This is a genomic window from Priestia sp. P1_B12_1, assembly GCF_056406695.1.
In genome coordinates, this window is record NZ_JBFTZR010000014.1 from 13,909 (window position 1) to 31,833 (window position 17,925).

Genomic DNA, 17,925 nt, shown 5'->3' on the forward strand with positions numbered 1-17,925 from the left:
GTTATGAGCAGCAGTAAATTAGATATAAAACAGCTAAATAGCTTAGCTCTTGCTTATATGGGTGATGCGGTGTTTGATTTACATGTTCGCCGCCACCTGCTGGTGTTAGGGACAGTGCGCCCTAACCAGCTTCATAATAAAGCTAAAAAATACGTATCAGCAAAAGCACAAGCGCAAATCGTATATTATTTTAAAAATGAAAACTTTTTTACTGAGGAAGAAGAAGGTGTACTGCGCCGAGGACGCAATGCAAAGTCCGGTACAGTCCCTAAAAACACAGATGTGCAAACGTATCGCTACAGTACGGCATTTGAAGCGGTCGTAGGCTATTTGTATCTTTTAGGTGAAGAAGAACGAATGATGGAACTTATTACTAAAGCTATCTCTTTCGTCGATGAAGGAGAGGGAGGAATGAATCATGGAACATGAATTTATCATTGGACGTAATCCGGTCCTAGAAGCCCTAAAGTCTGGGCGCGACATTAACAAACTATGGATTGCCGAAGGATCGCAAGGCGGTTCTATGGGGCAAATCACGCAGTTAGCAAAACGTAATGGTGTATTGGTGCAGTTTGTACCGAAAAAGAAAATTGAGCAAATGGTAGACGGTATTCATCAAGGAGTAGCTGCACAAGTGGCTGCTTATCAGTATGCAGAGTTAGATGATTTATTTAACTTAGCGGAAAAACGTAATGAAAGTCCGTTTTTTCTTCTGCTAGATGAGCTTGAAGATCCCCATAATTTAGGCTCTATTATGCGAACAGCCGATGCCATTGGCGCACACGGTATTATTATTCCAAAGCGCCGTTCAGTTGGATTAACGGCCACTGTAGCTAAGGCCTCTACAGGAGCGATTGAACATGTTCCCGTAGCAAGGGTAACAAACCTATCAAGGACGATTGATGAATTAAAAGATCGAGGCGTATGGATTGTTGGAACAGATGCGAAAGAAAGCGATGATTACCGCAACTTAGATGGAGGTATGCCGCTTACGTTAGTGATTGGAAGCGAAGGAAAAGGCATGAGTCGTTTGATTCGTGAAAAATGCGACTTCCTTGTACAGCTTCCAATGGTTGGGCATGTTACATCGTTAAATGCATCTGTAGCAGCTAGTCTTCTCATGTATGAGGTTTACCGAAAACGCCATCCTCTAGGTGAATAAGAATGGATATTCTACTGGTGGATGGTTATAACATGATAGGTGCGTGGCCCGACCTAAGAAAGCTTAGAGATAATGATTTAGCCGGTGCTCGAGACCTGTTAATCGAAAAGATGGCAGAGTATCAAGCATATATGGGTTATCGTGTCATTATTGTCTTCGATGCTCATATGGTCGAAGGAATTGAAAAGAAGGCAAAAAATCATAAGGTTGACGTTGTATTTACAAGAGAAAATGAAACAGCGGATGAGTACATTGAAAAGCTGGCTCAAGAGCTAAACAATGTAAAGACACAGATTCATGTTGCTACATCTGATTTCACGGAGCAGTGGGCAATCTTTGGACAAGGTGCGCTTAGAATTTCTGCTCGAGAATTGTACAACGAAATTGAGCAGATTGAGAAACATATTAATCTTGATGTGAAGTCTATTCAAAATCAAAAGCCAGCGGCACGCATTCAACTTTCCAATCAAGTAGCCGAAATTTTCGAAAAATGGCGTCGGGGACAGCGGTGAGGTTATTGACGGTACGGAATTAGCTACTGTATAATATTTCTATCTACTGTGCGGTCGGGGGGATCGATATGGGCGATAATTATGGGAGAAAACTGCATGCTCATTTCGAACAACAAGAGGATGAAACAGTTGTCGATCTTGTGCATAAAGGCGATATTGACGCATTAGAGTATTTGATTCATAAATACAAAAACTTTGTGCGAGCAAAGGCGCGGTCATATTTTTTAATTGGGGCAGACCGTGAAGATATTGTACAAGAAGGTATGATAGGGTTATATAAGGCAATTAGAGATTTTAGAGAAGATAAGCTAACTTCGTTTAAAGCTTTTGCTGAACTTTGCATTACCAGGCAAATTATTACCGCTATTAAAACCGCAACAAGGCAAAAACATATTCCATTAAACTCTTATGTATCATTGGACAAGCCAATATATGATGAAGAGTCCGACCGAACCTTAATGGATGTTATTTCGGGGACAAAAGTAGCAAATCCAGAAGAGTTGCTCATTAATCGAGAGAAGTTTGATGATATTGAATTAAAGATGGCTGAACTGTTAAGTGATCTTGAGCGAAAAGTTCTCGTTCTTTATTTAGATGGTCAATCTTATCAAGAGATTTCAGAAGAGTTAAACCGCCACGTCAAATCCATCGATAATGCACTTCAGCGTGTGAAGAGGAAATTAGAGCGCTACCTCGAGATTCGTGAAATCACAATGTAGCCTTCTATCCTCATATTGACATGCTAAGAAAGTCTGTGATACTTTTTTATAGACATTATCACTCTATAGGTGGTTGACATTATGCGTAAAAAAGTTGTACTTGCGTGTGTGCAATGCGCTAGTCGTAACTATACGACTATGAAAAACACACTGCAAAACGAAGAGCGTTTAGAAATGAAGAAGTTTTGCAAAACGTGTAACGCACATACGATTCATCGTGAAACAAAGTAGATCAATAATCTGCACAGACTAATACCCCTTTTAATTTATTGGAGGTTACAAACATGAACCGTGTAGGAAATTTCTTGCGTGATGTTGGGCGTGAGATGAAGAAGGTAAGTTGGCCTAAAAAAAATGAGCTAACTCGTTATACAATTACTGTTATTTCTACAGTTGTATTTATGACACTCTTTTTTGTAGTAGTTGATTACGGAATTTCGTCACTTATTCGTTTAATCCCTTGAATAAATTGACTTAAATCATGGTATAATAAAGCTAAATTATGTTTTTTTCAGAAAAGCCCGGAGACGGGTTTTTTAATTTGCTTTAAGAATGATTGTGCTAGGAGTCAACTATTTTCCTAGTGCGTTGTCTGTGCAATAGATTAGGACATCTTATTTTATAGTGAGCTGGGAGGGAAGGACGTATAGTCCTCAGAAATGGAGAAAAATTGGTATGTAGTCCATACTTATTCTGGATATGAAAATAAAGTAAAAACAAATTTAGAAAAGCGCGTAGAAACAATGGGTATGCAAGATAAAATTTTCCGCGTTGTTGTTCCTGAAGAAGAAGAAAGAGAAATTAAGAACAACAAAGAAAAGATTACAAAGAAAAAAGTATTTCCAGGGTACGTGTTAGTTGAAATCATCATGACGGATGATTCATGGTATGTAGTTCGTAATACACCTGGCGTTACGGGCTTTGTAGGTTCAGCAGGTTCTGGATCAAAGCCAACTGCTCTTCTACCAGAAGAAGTAGAAATGATCTTAAAACAAATGGGCATGGACGAGAAGCATGCTGACTTTGACTTTGAACTAAAAGAAACAGTATTGGTTCAAGAAGGTCCGTTTGCAAACTTTGAAGGTACCATTGAAGAAATCGATACAGATAAACGTAAAGTTAAGGTTCATGTGGATATGTTCGGAAGACAAACGCCAGTAGAGCTAGACTTTACACAAATTGAAAAAATATAATCTGTAAGACCTTGCAATTCATGAAGTTTAATGTTAATATTTCATAAGTCAGTATGTCTCAAAACTAGAGACTAAAACAACTATTTCTTTATTTTATATATAAAGAACATTGAGTGGGAGGGCATCGCCCTATTACCACATCACGGACTTAAGGAGGTGTGTCTCGTGGCTAAAAAAGTAATTAAACTTGTTAAGTTACAAATTCCTGCAGGTAAAGCAAATCCAGCGCCACCAGTTGGTCCTGCATTAGGTCAAGCCGGTGTTAATATCATGGGTTTCTGTAAGGAGTTTAACGCTCGCACAGCTGATCAAGCTGGTCTTATCATTCCTGTTGAAATCACGGTATTTGAAGACCGTTCATTTACATTTATTACGAAAACTCCACCTGCTGCTGTACTACTTAAGAAAGCGGCTGGTATTGAGTCTGGTTCTGGTGAACCAAACCGTAATAAAGTTGCAACAGTCAAGCGTGACAAAGTGCGTGAGATTGCTGAAACTAAAATGCCTGACTTAAACGCTGCTAGCGTTGAATCTGCAATGCGCATGGTAGAAGGTACAGCGCGCAGTATGGGAATCGTAGTTGAAGACTAATTCCATTTGATTGGGTGTTAGAAGGTTGCGAGAAATGGAAGTTTTCCTATGCTCGCAACCTTTATTAGTGGGAGGTTATTCCGTTAAAACCACATAAGGAGGAAACAAAAATGGCTAAAAAAGGTAAAAAGTACGTTGAAGCTGCTAAGCTTGTAGATCGTACACAAACTTATTCAGTACAAGAAGCGATTGAATTAGTAAAGAAAACAAACACAACTAAATTTGATGCAACTGTAGAAGTAGCATTCCGTTTAGGAGTTGACCCTAAGAAAGCTGACCAACAAATTCGTGGTGCAGTAGTACTACCAAACGGTACAGGTAAAACTCAACGTGTATTAGTATTCGCTAAAGGCGAAAAAGCTAAAGAAGCTGAAGCTGCAGGCGCTGACTACGTTGGCGATGCTGACTACATCAACAAAATCCAACAAGGTTGGTTCGAGTTCGATGTAATCGTAGCTACTCCAGACATGATGGGTGAAGTTGGTAAACTTGGTCGTGTATTAGGACCTAAAGGTTTAATGCCAAACCCTAAAACTGGTACAGTAACATTTGATGTTCAAAAAGCAGTTAACGAAATCAAAGCTGGTAAAGTAGAATACCGCGTTGATAAAGCTGGTAACATCCACGTACCAATCGGTAAAGTATCTTTCGAAGAGAGCAAGTTAGTTGAAAACTTCACTACAATCTTCGAAACTATGGTAAAAGCTAAGCCGGCAGCAGCAAAAGGCACATACATGAAGAACGTAGCTGTTACTTCAACAATGGGCCCTGGTATCAAAGTTGATACTGCTTCATTCTCTGCTTAATAAATTTGGAAATAAATCGGTGTTGACTTTTTGAAAGTCCCTGATTATAATAGATAATGTTGTTAAAAAGAATAACATTTGTACCGTAGACAGTAGGTGCTGCAAAGCTTAATTCCCTACCGAGGTGTGTGAGATAAATTAGTGAAACGTTATGGTTCGCTTACTACACCTCCATGTCTTTATTGTCATGGAGGTTTTTTATTGCACCTTGTCTGAGTGTACGGAAGGAAATCTACAGGAGGTGTAAAGATGAGCAACGTAATTGAACAAAAGAAACAAGTCGTAGACGAAATTGCTGAAAAACTTCAAGCGAGTAACTCAATAGTTGTCGTTGACTACCGTGGTTTGAATGTTGCTGAAGTTACTGAACTTCGTAAGCAATTACGTGAAGCAGGCATTGAGTTCAAAGTTTACAAAAACACTTTAACTCGCCGTGCTGTAGAAAAACTTGAACTAACAGATCTTAATGATGCGTTAGTAGGTCCAAATGCAATCGCATTTGGTGGAGAAGATGTTGTTGCTCCAGCTAAAATTCTAAACAACTTCGCGAAAGAACACGAAGCGTTAGAAATCAAAGCTGGTGTAATTGAAGGTAATGTTGCATCTGTTGAAGAAATTAAAGCACTTGCAGAACTACCATCTCGCGAAGGCTTACTTTCTATGTTGCTTAGCGTGCTTCAAGCTCCAATTCGCAACCTTGCTCTTGCTACAAAAGCTGTGGCAGATCAAAAAGAAGAACAAGGTGCATAATCTAGTCTGTTATATATAACACAATCACAAGGAGGAAATTAACAATGACTCAAGAACAAATCATTGAAGCAGTTAAAAATATGACTGTTTTAGAACTTAACGATTTAGTAAAAGCAATCGAAGAAGAATTTGGCGTAACTGCTGCTGCTCCTGTAGCTGTAGCTGGCGGTGCTGCTGGTGAAGCTGCTGCTGAGAAAACTGAATTTGACCTAGTACTTGAAAGTGCTGGCGGACAAAAAATCAAAGTTATCAAAGTAGTACGTGAAATCACTGGTCTTGGCTTAAAAGAAGCTAAAGAAATCGTTGATAACGCTCCAAAAGCTCTTAAAGAAGGTATTTCTAAAGAAGAAGCTGAAGAAGCAAAAGCTAAACTTGAAGAAGTTGGCGCTTCTGTAGAAGTTAAGTAATTATTGCTTAACAACTGATATAAAAAAGCTCGCTTGTACAAGCGAGCTTTTTTGCTTCTGTCATCCTTTTCATTTATAGTAAAGAAGAACATATTGATTAGGAGGTTCTATTTTGACAGAACATTATTTTTCCAATACACCATTGTCTGCAAGTAATGAAGAGTGCTTTTCATTTGAATTGAGAGGAACCTCTTTTTCATTTACGAGTGACCGCGGTGTTTTTTCAAAAAAAGAGATCGATTTTGGATCGCGCCTGTTAATTGAAACGTTTCAAATGCCCGAGAGTCCCGGCCCGCTTCTGGATGTTGGGTGCGGATATGGCCCAATTGGGTTGGCACTTGCAAAAGAGGACAGCCAAAGAAACGTTCATATGGTTGATGTTAATGAACGTGCATTAGCACTAGCTCAAAAAAATGCTGAAGTTAATTCAGTATCCAATGTTTCAATCTATCAAAGCTCTTGCTATGAAAATGTGAAGGAAACGAATTTTGCAGCTATTCTTAGTAATCCGCCGATCCGTGCGGGTAAAAAAGTTGTTCATGAAATTCTAGAAAAATCATTAGATCACCTTGCTGACCAAGGAGAACTTTGGATTGTGATTCAGAAAAAGCAAGGAGCGCCATCTGCTCTTGCGAAATTAGAATCTCTATTTAATGAAGTAGAAGTAGTAGACAAGAAAAAAGGGTATTATATCATATGTGCTAAAAAATGTTGACTAATATTTTTTAGTATGTTAGCATTATAAAATGCCAATATATAAATATTCCATATAAGCTCGGGTTATACATAAAATAAAAGGTATAATTTTGAATTATATGGGAAAAACTAATAAAATCAATAGTACGTTTTTATGAAATTGTGGTTTTCTATTTAAAGAGACCATTTTTCTTTTGTTCAATAATAAACATATGGTTTATTATATATTTTGAATAATAACGCTTGATTTGAGGGGTGAATCAGTTGACAGGTCAACTAGTTCAGTATGGACGCCACCGCCAACGCAGAAGTTATGCTCGTATTAGTGAAGTTTTAGAGTTACCGAACTTAATCGAGATTCAAACGGCTTCATACCAATGGTTTTTAGATGAAGGTTTACGAGAAATGTTCCAAGATATTTCTCCAATTGATGATTTTACAGGTAACTTATCACTAGAATTTATTGATTACAGCTTAGGTGAGCCAAAGTATTCAGTAGGAGAGTCCAAAGAACGTGATGTAACTTATGCAGCACCTCTTCGTGTTAAGGTGCGGTTAATTAATAAAGAAACAGGTGAAGTAAAAGACCAAGATGTGTTCATGGGAGATTTCCCATTGATGACCGAAACAGGTACCTTTGTAATTAATGGTGCTGAGCGTGTTATCGTATCACAGTTGGTTCGTTCACCAAGTGTTTACTATAGTGGAAAGCTTGATAAAAACGGTAAAAAAGGATATACAGCAACTGTTATCCCTAACCGTGGTGCATGGCTAGAATATGAAACTGATGCAAAAGATGTAGTATACGTGCGTATTGATCGTACTCGTAAACTGCCAGTAACAGTGCTGTTACGCGCGCTAGGTTTCGGTTCTGACCAAGAGATTATCGATTTAATCGGTGATAATGAATACATCCGTAATACGCTTGAAAAAGATAATACGGAAACAACGGAAAAAGCGCTATTAGAAATCTATGAGCGTTTACGTCCGGGTGAACCACCGACAGTTGAGAATGCGAAGTCTCTATTAGTATCTCGCTTCTTTGATCCAAAACGATATGACTTAGCGAACGTAGGTCGCTATAAAATTAATAAAAAGCTTCATATCAAACATCGCTTATTTAATCAAAAGCTAGCTGAAACATTAGTTGATCCTGAAACAGGTGAAATTATTGCAGAAAAGGGCGCAATGATTGACCGCCGTCTGCTAGATCGCTTGATTCCGATGCTTGAAGGTGGAGTAAACTTCAAAACTTACAGCCCGGTTGGTGGAGTAGTAGAAGACGATGTTACATTACAATCTATTAAGATTTATGCGCCAAATGATCCAGAAGGTGAAAAAATCATCACTGTATCAGGTAACGCGTATGTAACAGAAGAAGTTAAAAATATCACACCTGCTGATATTTTAGCATCGATCAGTTACTTCTTTAACTTGCTTCATCAAGTAGGAGACACAGATGATATCGACCACTTAGGTAACCGTCGTCTGCGTTCTGTAGGTGAATTGTTACAAAATCAATTCCGTATCGGTTTATCTCGTATGGAACGTGTTGTTCGTGAAAGAATGTCAATTCAAGACACGAATACAATCACACCTCAACAATTAATTAATATTCGCCCAGTTATTGCGGCGATTAAAGAGTTCTTTGGAAGTTCTCAATTATCACAGTTCATGGATCAAACGAATCCATTAGGCGAATTGACGCACAAACGTCGTCTTTCAGCTCTAGGACCTGGTGGTTTAACGCGTGAGCGCGCTGGTTTCGAAGTACGTGACGTTCACTACTCCCACTATGGCCGTATGTGTCCGATTGAAACGCCAGAGGGTCCGAATATCGGGTTAATCAACTCACTATCTTCTTATGCAAAAGTAAACAAATTCGGTTTCATCGAAACACCTTACCGTCGTATCGATCCTGAAACAGGTAAAGTGACAGAGCGAATTGACTACTTAACAGCTGATGAAGAAGATAACTATGTTGTAGCCCAAGCGAACGCTCGTCTAGGTGATGATGGTTCATTCTTAGATGAAAATGTCGTTGCACGTTTCCGTGGAGAAAACACGGTTATCCGTCGCGATCGTTTAGACTATATGGATGTATCACCAAAACAAGTTGTATCTGCCGCTACAGCATGTATCCCATTCTTAGAGAACGATGACTCTAACCGTGCATTAATGGGTGCGAACATGCAACGTCAAGCAGTACCTTTATTAAATCCTGAAGCACCAATCGTAGGTACAGGTATGGAATACGTATCTGGTAAAGACTCTGGTGCAGCCGTGATTTGTAAATATCCTGGCGTTGTAGAGCGCGTAGAAGCCAAACAAATTTTTGTTCGCCGCTATGAAGAAGTAGACGGACAAAAAGTTAAAGGTAACTTAGATCAATACAAACTATTAAAATTTGTTCGTTCTAACCAAGGTACTTGTTACAACCAGCGTCCAATTGTTTCAGTTGGCGACGAAGTAGTAAAAGGTGAGATCTTAGCCGACGGTCCTTCAATGGAAAAAGGTGAGCTTGCTTTAGGACGAAACGTAATGGTTGGTTTCATGACATGGGATGGTTACAACTATGAGGATGCCATCATCATGAGTGAACGCCTTGTGAAAGACGATGTATATACGTCTGTTCATATTGAAGAATATGAATCTGAGTCTCGTGATACGAAGCTTGGACCTGAAGAAATTACGCGTGACATTCCAAACGTAGGTGAAGATGCGCTTCGCAACTTAGATGAGCGTGGAATCATCCGCATTGGTGCAGAAGTAAAAGACGGAGATCTTTTAGTTGGTAAAGTAACGCCAAAAGGTGTAACAGAACTAACAGCTGAAGAACGTCTTCTACACGCTATTTTCGGTGAAAAAGCGCGTGAAGTTCGTGATACTTCTCTTCGTGTACCACACGGCGGCGGTGGAATCATTCTTGATGTTAAAGTCTTCAACCGCGAAGATGGCGACGAATTACCACCAGGTGTAAACCAATTAGTCCGTGTATACATTGTTCAGAAGCGTAAAATTTCTGAAGGTGACAAAATGGCCGGTCGTCACGGTAACAAAGGTGTAATTTCACGTATTTTACCTGAAGAAGATATGCCTTACCTACCAGACGGTACGCCAATTGACATCATGTTAAACCCATTAGGGGTACCATCTCGTATGAACATCGGTCAGGTGCTAGAGCTTCATTTAGGTATGGCTGCTCGTAAGCTTGGCATTCACGTTGCGTCTCCAGTATTTGATGGTGCGCGTGAGGAAGATGTTTGGGCAACAATCGAAGAAGCTGGCATGTCTCGTGATGCTAAAACAGTTCTATATGATGGTCGAACAGGTGAACCATTCGATAACCGTGTATCAGTAGGGATCATGTACATGATCAAACTTGCTCACATGGTAGACGATAAACTTCACGCTCGTTCTACTGGACCATACTCACTTGTTACACAACAACCACTTGGTGGTAAAGCGCAGTTCGGTGGACAGCGTTTTGGTGAGATGGAGGTATGGGCACTTGAAGCATACGGTGCTGCTTACACATTACAAGAGATCTTAACAGTGAAATCAGATGACGTAGTAGGTCGTGTGAAAACATACGAAGCAATTGTTAAAGGTGAAAACATTCCAGAACCTGGCATACCTGAATCGTTCAAAGTATTAATTAAAGAACTACAAAGTTTAGGTATGGATGTGAAGATGCTTTCTGCTGACGAGCAAGAAATTGATATCATGGACTCAGAAGAGGACCATGAGCAACCAACAGAATCAATTATTGCAGATAACGAAGAAAGCCTTTCTGAAGGACAAAAAGATCCTGTCACAAAAGAGTAAGGAATTACTTTCATATAAACGTTAAGGGAAAAAACCTGTAGATTAAAAGGGAGGTAGGCTCCTTGCTAGATGTAAATAACTTTGAGTATATGAAAATCGGTCTAGCTTCGCCAGATAAAATTCGTTCTTGGTCGTACGGTGAGGTAAAAAAACCTGAAACGATCAACTATCGTACGTTAAAACCTGAAAAAGACGGCTTATTCTGTGAGCGTATTTTTGGTCCACAAAAGGACTGGGAATGTCACTGCGGAAAATATAAGCGCGTTCGTTATAAAGGTGTTGTATGTGATCGTTGCGGCGTAGAAGTTACGCGCGCAAAAGTTCGTCGTGAACGCATGGGTCACATCGAGCTAGCTGCACCTGTTTCTCATATTTGGTACTTTAAAGGTATTCCTAGCCGCATGGGACTTGTCTTAGACATGTCCCCTCGTGCGCTAGAGGAAATCATTTATTTTGCTTCTTATGTAGTAACAGATGCTGGTGATACACCACTTGAAAAGAAACAGCTTTTATCAGAGAAAGAATACCGTGCGTATCGTGAGAAGTACGGACAAACTTTCCATGCAGCAATGGGTGCTGAAGCTGTTAAAAAATTATTGCATGACATCGATCTTGATAAAGAAGTAGATGCTTTGAAAGAAGAATTGAAAACTGCTCAAGGTCAACGTCGTACACGTGCTATTAAACGTTTAGAAGTACTAGAGGCTTTCCGTCATTCTGGTAACGAACCTTCTTGGATGATTTTAGACGTTCTACCGGTTATTCCGCCAGAACTTCGTCCAATGGTTCAATTAGATGGTGGACGCTTTGCTACGTCTGACTTAAACGATTTATATCGCCGTGTAATCAACCGTAACAACCGCTTAAAGCGTTTATTAGACCTTGGAGCTCCTAGCATTATCGTTCAAAACGAAAAGCGTATGCTTCAAGAAGCTGTAGATGCATTAATCGATAATGGTCGTCGCGGCCGTCCGGTAACAGGACCAGGTAACCGTCCATTAAAATCTCTTTCTCACATGTTAAAAGGTAAGCAAGGTCGCTTCCGTCAAAACTTATTAGGTAAACGTGTTGACTACTCTGGCCGTTCGGTAATCGTTGTAGGTCCGAACTTAAAGATGTATCAATGTGGTCTTCCAAAAGAAATGGCGTTAGAGCTTTTCAAACCTTTCGTAATGAAAGAGCTTGTTGAGCGCGGTTTAGCTCATAACATCAAGAGTGCAAAACGTAAAATTGAACGCGTGCAACCTGAAGTATGGGACGTATTAGAATCGGTTATTAAAGAGCATCCAGTTCTTTTAAACCGTGCACCAACGCTACACAGACTAGGTATTCAAGCATTTGAACCTACGCTTGTAGAAGGTCGCGCTATCCGTCTTCACCCGCTTGTATGTACAGCATATAACGCTGACTTTGACGGTGACCAAATGGCGGTTCACGTTCCATTATCTGCAGAAGCACAAGCAGAAGCACGTATCTTAATGCTTGCTGCTCAAAATATCTTGAACCCTAAAGATGGTAAACCAGTTGTTACACCTTCACAGGATATGGTATTAGGTAACTACTACTTAACGCTTGAGCGTGAAGAGGCAGTTGGAGAAGGTATGGTGTTCAAGGATACAAATGAAGCACTATTAGCGTACCAAAACGGTTATGTGCATCTTCATACACGTGTAGGTGTGTATGCAGGTTCTTTAAACAACGAAACGTTTACAGAAGCACAAAATCAACAGTTGCTTGTTACAACGGTTGGTAAATTAGTTTTCAACGAAATTTTACCAAAATCGTTCCCATACATTAACGAACCAACAAGAGAAAACTTAGAAGTGAAAACTCCTGAGAAGTACTTTGTTGAAAAAGGTGCAGATGTGAAGGAATTCATCAAGAATCAACCGGCTATCGCACCGTTTAAGAAAAAAATCTTAGGTAATATTATCGCTGAAGTATTTAAACGTTTCAAAATTACTGAGACTTCTAAAATGCTTGACCGTATGAAAGACCTAGGTTTCAAATATTCTACTAAAGCTGGTATTACAGTTGGTGTAGCTGATATCGTGGTTTTAGGAGAAAAAGAAGTTATCTTAACAGAAGCGCAAGCTAAAGTAGATAACGTACTAAAACAATTCCGTCGTGGTTTAATTACTGAAGATGAGCGTTATGAGCGTGTTATCTCTGTATGGAGTAGCGCGAAAGACGTTATCCAAGGTAAATTAATGGCGTCATTAGACAAACGCAACCCAATCTTCATGATGAGTGACTCTGGTGCCCGTGGTAACGCATCTAACTTCACTCAGCTTGCAGGTATGCGTGGACTAATGGCCAACCCGTCTGGTCGTATCATTGAGTTACCAATCAAATCTAGTTTCCGTGAAGGTTTAACAGTATTAGAGTACTTTATCTCTACCCATGGTGCACGTAAAGGTCTTGCCGATACGGCTCTTAAAACAGCTGACTCAGGTTACCTTACTCGTCGTCTGGTTGACGTGGCACAAGACGTTATCGTACGTGATGACGACTGTGGTACAGACCGCGGTATTCTGGCTGTTGCAATCAAAGAAGGAACAGAAGAAATTGAGAAACTTGATGAGCGTCTAATTGGACGTTATGCAAGAAAAACACTACTTCACCCAGGAACAAACGAAGTGTTAGTGAAAGAAAACGAACTGATTACAGAAGACCTAGCTGAAACAATTGTGGATGCTGGTGTTGAAGAAGTATGGATTCGTTCTGCATTCACTTGTAACACTCGCCACGGTGTATGTAAAAAATGTTACGGTCGTAACCTTGCAACTGGTTCAGAAGTTGAAGTGGGTGAAGCAGTTGGTATCATCGCTGCTCAATCTATCGGTGAGCCAGGTACACAGTTAACGATGCGTACATTCCATACAGGTGGGGTTGCTGGAGACGATATCACTCAAGGTTTACCGCGTATCCAAGAGATCTTCGAAGCGCGTAACCCTAAAGGTCAAGCCGTTATTTCTGAAATTGAAGGTACAATTGCCGGCATTTCTGAAGGACGCGATCGTCAACATGAAATTACTGTTCAAGGAGAGATTGAAACTCGTTCTTACACAGCTCCGTACAGTGCACGTCTGAAAGTTATTGAAGGACAGCGCATTGCACGTGGTCAAGAATTAACAGAAGGTTCAATTGATCCTAAAGAATTACTAAAAGTAAAAGACATCACGGCTGTACAAGAGTACTTGCTTCGTGAGGTGCAAAAAGTATACCGTATGCAAGGGGTAGAAATTGGAGATAAACACGTAGAGGTAATGGTTCGCCAAATGCTTCGTAAAGTGCGCGTAATGGATTCAGGAGATACAGATGTATTACCAGGTTCATTACTTGATATTCACCAATTCACTGATGCAAATGAAAAAGTATTACTTGAAGGCAATCGTCCAGCGACGGGTCGTCCTGTATTACTTGGTATTACAAAAGCATCTCTTGAAACTGATTCCTTCTTATCTGCTGCATCATTCCAAGAAACAACGCGTGTTCTTACGGATGCTGCAATCAAAGGAAAACGTGATGAGTTGCTTGGACTTAAAGAGAATGTTATCATTGGTAAGCTAGTTCCGGCTGGTACAGGTATGACGAGATATCGTAATGCTGAACCGATCAAAAACCAAGCTGAAGAAACGGTAACAATCGACTAATTATAAAATCATTACTCTAGAATGGATGTTTTTTTAAAAAACTACAAAACGTTAGTTGACATCCATTCTAGGGAATGATACTATATCAAAGGTGCTCCTATAAACTACCTGTTACTTTGGAGGATATGATAATGTCTTATGAAAAAGTATTACAGGCTGATCATATTATTGTAGGAACAAAGCAGACGGTGAAAGCATTAAAAAAAGGTACAGTAAAGGAAGTCATCATTGCTGAAGACGCTGATTTTTATGTCACATCCATTGTGGCAAAAACGGCACAGCAAGAAAACGTTCCGTATACGTATGTCCCTTCTATGCGAAAGCTTGGTCAAGCTTGTAGGATAGAAGTTAACGCTGCAACTGTTGCAATTATTAGTTAACACGTTTTTGAACTTTTAGTTTCAAAGACTTTGTTTTTTGCTAAAAAATGAACCACCTGGATGTGTGGTCTTACAAAAGGCGAAAGGAGGAAAATTTAAATGCCTACTATTAACCAATTAATCCGTAATGGTCGTGTGAGTAAAGGTAAAAAATCTGACTCACCTGCTTTAAACAGAGGTTACAACAGCTTCAAAAAAGCTCAAACTAACCAATCTTCTCCACAAAAACGTGGTGTATGTACACGTGTGGGTACTATGACACCGAAGAAACCGAACTCGGCTCTTCGTAAATATGCTCGTGTACGTTTAACAAACGGTATCGAGGTAACAGCTTATATCCCAGGTATTGGTCACAACTTACAAGAACACAGCGTGGTACTTATCCGCGGTGGACGTGTAAAAGATTTACCAGGGGTACGTTACCATATCGTACGTGGTGCACTTGATACTGCTGGTGTGGATGGCCGTATGCAAGGTCGTTCTAAATATGGTACTAAGCGACCAAAAGCAGCTAAAAAATAATAGCTTAACAATTAATAGATAAACTTTTAAAAGTGAAAGGAGGAAGTAGAATGCCACGTAAGGGACCTGTTGCAAAAAGAGACGTATTACCAGATCCGATTTACAATTCTAAGCTTGTATCTCGCTTAATCAACAAAATGATGCTTGATGGAAAGCGCGGTAAGTCACAAGCTATTCTTTATAGAGCATTCGATTTAGTACAAGAGCGCAGTGGTAAAGAAGCTATGGAAGTATTCGACCAAGCTCTTAAAAACATCATGCCTGTACTAGAAGTTAGAGCACGCCGTGTAGGGGGTTCTAACTACCAAGTTCCTGTAGAAGTACGTCCAGAGCGTCGTACTACTTTAGGTCTTCGTTGGTTAGTAAACTATGCTCGTCTTCGTGGAGAAAAAACGATGGAAGAGCGTTTAGCTAACGAAATCCTTGATGCAGCTAACAACACTGGTGCTGCAGTTAAGAAACGTGAAGATACTCACAAAATGGCAGAAGCTAACAAAGCATTTGCTCATTACCGTTGGTAATCTTTTAACGAAACTTTTTAAAAAACAAATTATAATATGGAAGGAGAAATACCTAAGATGGCAAGAGAGTTCTCCTTAGAAAACACTCGTAATATTGGGATCATGGCTCACATTGATGCTGGTAAAACAACAACAACTGAGCGTGTTCTTTATTATACTGGCCGTATCCATAAAATTGGTGAAACTCATGAAGGAGCTTCACAAATGGACTGGATGGAGCAAGAGCAAGAACGTGGTATCACTATCACGTCTGCTGCGACAACTGCTTCTTGGAAAGGTCACCGCGTTAACATCATTGATACTCCTGGACACGTAGACTTCACTGTTGAAGTTGAGCGTTCATTACGTGTACTTGATGGCGCTGTGGCAGTTCTTGATGCTCAATCTGGTGTTGAGCCTCAAACAGAAACAGTATGGCGTCAAGCGACTACGTACGGTGTTCCCCGTGTCGTATTCGTTAACAAAATGGACAAAATTGGTGCTGACTTCTTGTACTCTGTAAAAACGATCCACGATCGTTTAGGTGCAAATGCTCACCCAATTCAGTTGCCAATTGGTGCTGAAGATGAGTTCGAAGCAATCATTGACCTAGTGGAAATGAAAGCATACTTCTACGAAGATGACTTAGGTACTCGTTCAGAGTCTCGTGAAATTCCTGAGGAATACAAAGAGCAAGCTGAAGAATACCGTGCAAGCTTAGTAGAAGCTGTTGCAGAACTTGACGAAGAATTAATGATGAAGTACTTAGACGAAGGCGAGCTTACAGTTGAAGAACTAAAAGCTGGTATCCGTAAAGGTACTTGTGACGTTGAATTCTACCCAGTTATCTGTGGTTCAGCATTCAAAAACAAAGGTGTACAATTAATGCTAGATGCAGTAATTGACTACCTACCATCTCCAGTAGATGTACCAGCAATCCAAGGTATCGTACCTGACACAGAAGAAGAAGTTACGCGTGAGTCTAGCGACAACGCTCCTTTCTCAGCATTAGCGTTCAAAGTTATGACGGACCCTTATGTTGGTAAATTAACATTCTTCCGTGTGTACTCTGGTGTACTAAGCTCTGGTTCATACATCAAAAACTCTACAAAAGGTAAGCGTGAGCGTGTAGGTCGTATCCTACAAATGCATGCTAACTCTCGTGAAGAGATTTCTGAAGTATACGCTGGAGATATCGCGGCAGCTGTAGGATTAAAAGATACTTCTACTGGTGATACTCTATGTGACGAAAAGAGTCTTGTAATTCTTGAGTCTATGGAATTCCCAGAGCCAGTTATCTCTTTATCTGTTGAGCCAAAATCAAAAGCTGACCAAGATAAAATGACTACAGCTCTTCAAAAGTTACAAGAAGAAGATCCAACTTTCCGTGCGGAAACTAATACAGAGACTGGTCAAATCATCATCTCTGGTATGGGTGAGCTTCACCTTGATATCATCGTTGACCGTATGCGTCGCGAATTCAAAGTAGAAGCAAACGTTGGTGCTCCTCAAGTAGCTTACCGTGAAACTTTCCGCGCTGGTGCGAAAGTTGAAGGTAAATTCGCTCGTCAATCTGGTGGTCGTGGACAATTCGGTCACGTTTGGATTGAGTTCGAACCTAACGAAGAAGGAAAAGGCTTTGAATTTGAGAACAAAATCGTTGGTGGTGTAGTTCCACGTGAATACATCCCTGCAGTTCAAGCTGGTCTTGAAGATGCATTACAAAACGGTGTTGTTGCTGGTTATCCATTAATCGATATCAAAGCTGCTTTAGTTGATGGATCTTACCATGACGTTGACTCAAGTGAGATGGCGTTTAAAATTGCCGCTTCTATGGCTCTTAAAAACGCAGTATCAAAATGTAGCCCAGCTATCCTTGAACCAATGATGAAGGTTGAAGTTGTTATCCCTGACGAATACTTAGGAGATATCATGGGTGACATTACGTCTCGTCGTGGACGTGTAGAAGGTATGGAAGCACGCGGTAACGCTCAAGTTGTACGTGCATTCGTTCCACTTTCTGAAATGTTTGGTTATGCAACTGCATTACGTTCAAACACTCAAGGTCGCGGAACATATTCTATGCACTTCGATCACTACGAAGAAGTTCCTAAATCAATTTCAGAAGAAATTATTAAAAAAAATAAAGGTGAATAATTGATTTTCACTCTTTATTGAAGTATAACTACTTATGTACGCTGTG

Annotated in this window: 18 protein-coding genes and 1 other annotated feature; all 18 genes read left to right on the forward strand. The window is 40.1% G+C overall.

Translation table 11 applies throughout. From position 1 onward, the window contains the following. The first annotated feature begins 3 nt into the window (after positions 1-3). The 18 genes from AC1D0Y_RS25435 (at position 4) to fusA (ending at position 17,879) form a co-directional block, all read left to right on the forward strand. Positions 4-429: a Mini-ribonuclease 3 gene (locus tag AC1D0Y_RS25435; RefSeq protein WP_477708118.1), complete on the forward strand. Its 426-nt coding sequence runs from the start codon at positions 4-6 to the stop codon at positions 427-429. After that, positions 419-1,162, forward strand: coding sequence for a 23S rRNA (guanosine(2251)-2'-O)-methyltransferase RlmB (gene rlmB, locus AC1D0Y_RS25440; protein ID WP_028410364.1), 744 nt, complete (start codon positions 419-421; stop codon positions 1,160-1,162). Before AC1D0Y_RS25435 ends, rlmB begins: the two co-directional genes overlap by 11 nt. A gap of 2 nt (positions 1,163-1,164) precedes the next feature. Beyond that, positions 1,165-1,674 (forward strand): NYN domain-containing protein, encoded by a 510-nt coding sequence (locus tag AC1D0Y_RS25445; RefSeq protein WP_013081364.1) that lies wholly within the window; start codon positions 1,165-1,167, stop codon positions 1,672-1,674. 68 nt (positions 1,675-1,742) lie between these two features. Further along, positions 1,743-2,393, forward strand: coding sequence for an RNA polymerase sporulation sigma factor SigH (gene sigH / locus AC1D0Y_RS25450; protein WP_013054910.1), 651 nt, complete (start codon positions 1,743-1,745; stop codon positions 2,391-2,393). An 81-nt stretch (positions 2,394-2,474) separates the two neighbouring features. After that, the gene (rpmG, locus tag AC1D0Y_RS25455; RefSeq protein ID WP_028410365.1) at positions 2,475-2,624 is read left to right on the forward strand and encodes a 50S ribosomal protein L33; all 150 of its coding nucleotides are present in this window, start codon (positions 2,475-2,477) and stop codon (positions 2,622-2,624) included. 53 nt (positions 2,625-2,677) lie between these two features. Then, complete coding sequence (gene secE, locus AC1D0Y_RS25460) at positions 2,678-2,857, forward strand: preprotein translocase subunit SecE (protein ID WP_013054912.1); 180 nt, start codon at positions 2,678-2,680, stop codon at positions 2,855-2,857. Between the two features lie 195 nt (positions 2,858-3,052). Beyond that, positions 3,053-3,586: a transcription termination/antitermination protein NusG gene (gene nusG / locus AC1D0Y_RS25465; protein WP_013054913.1), complete on the forward strand. Its 534-nt coding sequence runs from the start codon at positions 3,053-3,055 to the stop codon at positions 3,584-3,586. 165 nt (positions 3,587-3,751) lie between these two features. Then, entirely contained in the window at positions 3,752-4,177 is a 426-nt protein-coding gene (rplK, locus tag AC1D0Y_RS25470) for a 50S ribosomal protein L11 (protein ID WP_013054914.1), read from the forward strand. 110 nt (positions 4,178-4,287) lie between these two features. Then, positions 4,288-4,983, forward strand: a complete 696-nt coding sequence (gene rplA / locus AC1D0Y_RS25475; protein ID WP_013054915.1) for a 50S ribosomal protein L1 — start codon at positions 4,288-4,290, stop codon at positions 4,981-4,983. A 65-nt stretch (positions 4,984-5,048) separates the two neighbouring features. Next, positions 5,049-5,192: a sequence feature (ribosomal protein L10 leader region), on the forward strand. Between the two features lie 40 nt (positions 5,193-5,232). After that, positions 5,233-5,733, forward strand: a complete 501-nt coding sequence (gene rplJ / locus AC1D0Y_RS25480; protein WP_013054916.1) for a 50S ribosomal protein L10 — start codon at positions 5,233-5,235, stop codon at positions 5,731-5,733. A 44-nt stretch (positions 5,734-5,777) separates the two neighbouring features. Continuing rightward, a complete protein-coding gene (gene rplL / locus AC1D0Y_RS25485; protein WP_013054917.1) occupies positions 5,778-6,140 on the forward strand; it encodes a 50S ribosomal protein L7/L12 in 363 nt (120 codons plus the stop codon). 112 nt (positions 6,141-6,252) lie between these two features. Continuing rightward, positions 6,253-6,855 carry a class I SAM-dependent methyltransferase gene (locus AC1D0Y_RS25490; protein WP_477708119.1) on the forward strand — a complete coding sequence of 201 codons (603 nt, stop codon included), beginning with the start codon at positions 6,253-6,255 and terminating at the stop codon, positions 6,853-6,855. A gap of 245 nt (positions 6,856-7,100) precedes the next feature. Continuing rightward, entirely contained in the window at positions 7,101-10,664 is a 3,564-nt protein-coding gene (gene rpoB, locus AC1D0Y_RS25495) for a DNA-directed RNA polymerase subunit beta (RefSeq protein WP_013081368.1), read from the forward strand. 62 nt (positions 10,665-10,726) lie between these two features. Then, a complete protein-coding gene (rpoC, locus tag AC1D0Y_RS25500; protein WP_013081369.1) occupies positions 10,727-14,320 on the forward strand; it encodes a DNA-directed RNA polymerase subunit beta' in 3,594 nt (1,197 codons plus the stop codon). Between the two features lie 131 nt (positions 14,321-14,451). Further along, the gene (locus AC1D0Y_RS25505) at positions 14,452-14,700 is read left to right on the forward strand and encodes a 50S ribosomal protein L7ae-like protein (RefSeq protein WP_013054921.1); all 249 of its coding nucleotides are present in this window, start codon (positions 14,452-14,454) and stop codon (positions 14,698-14,700) included. 99 nt (positions 14,701-14,799) lie between these two features. Beyond that, entirely contained in the window at positions 14,800-15,222 is a 423-nt protein-coding gene (gene rpsL / locus AC1D0Y_RS25510) for a 30S ribosomal protein S12 (RefSeq protein ID WP_013054922.1), read from the forward strand. Between the two features lie 50 nt (positions 15,223-15,272). Beyond that, entirely contained in the window at positions 15,273-15,743 is a 471-nt protein-coding gene (gene rpsG / locus AC1D0Y_RS25515; protein ID WP_013054923.1) for a 30S ribosomal protein S7, read from the forward strand. Between the two features lie 57 nt (positions 15,744-15,800). Then, on the forward strand, positions 15,801-17,879 hold the full coding sequence (gene fusA, locus AC1D0Y_RS25520; RefSeq protein WP_028410367.1) for an elongation factor G: 2,079 nt from the start codon (positions 15,801-15,803) through the stop codon (positions 17,877-17,879). Positions 17,880-17,925: the final 46 nt, after the last annotated feature.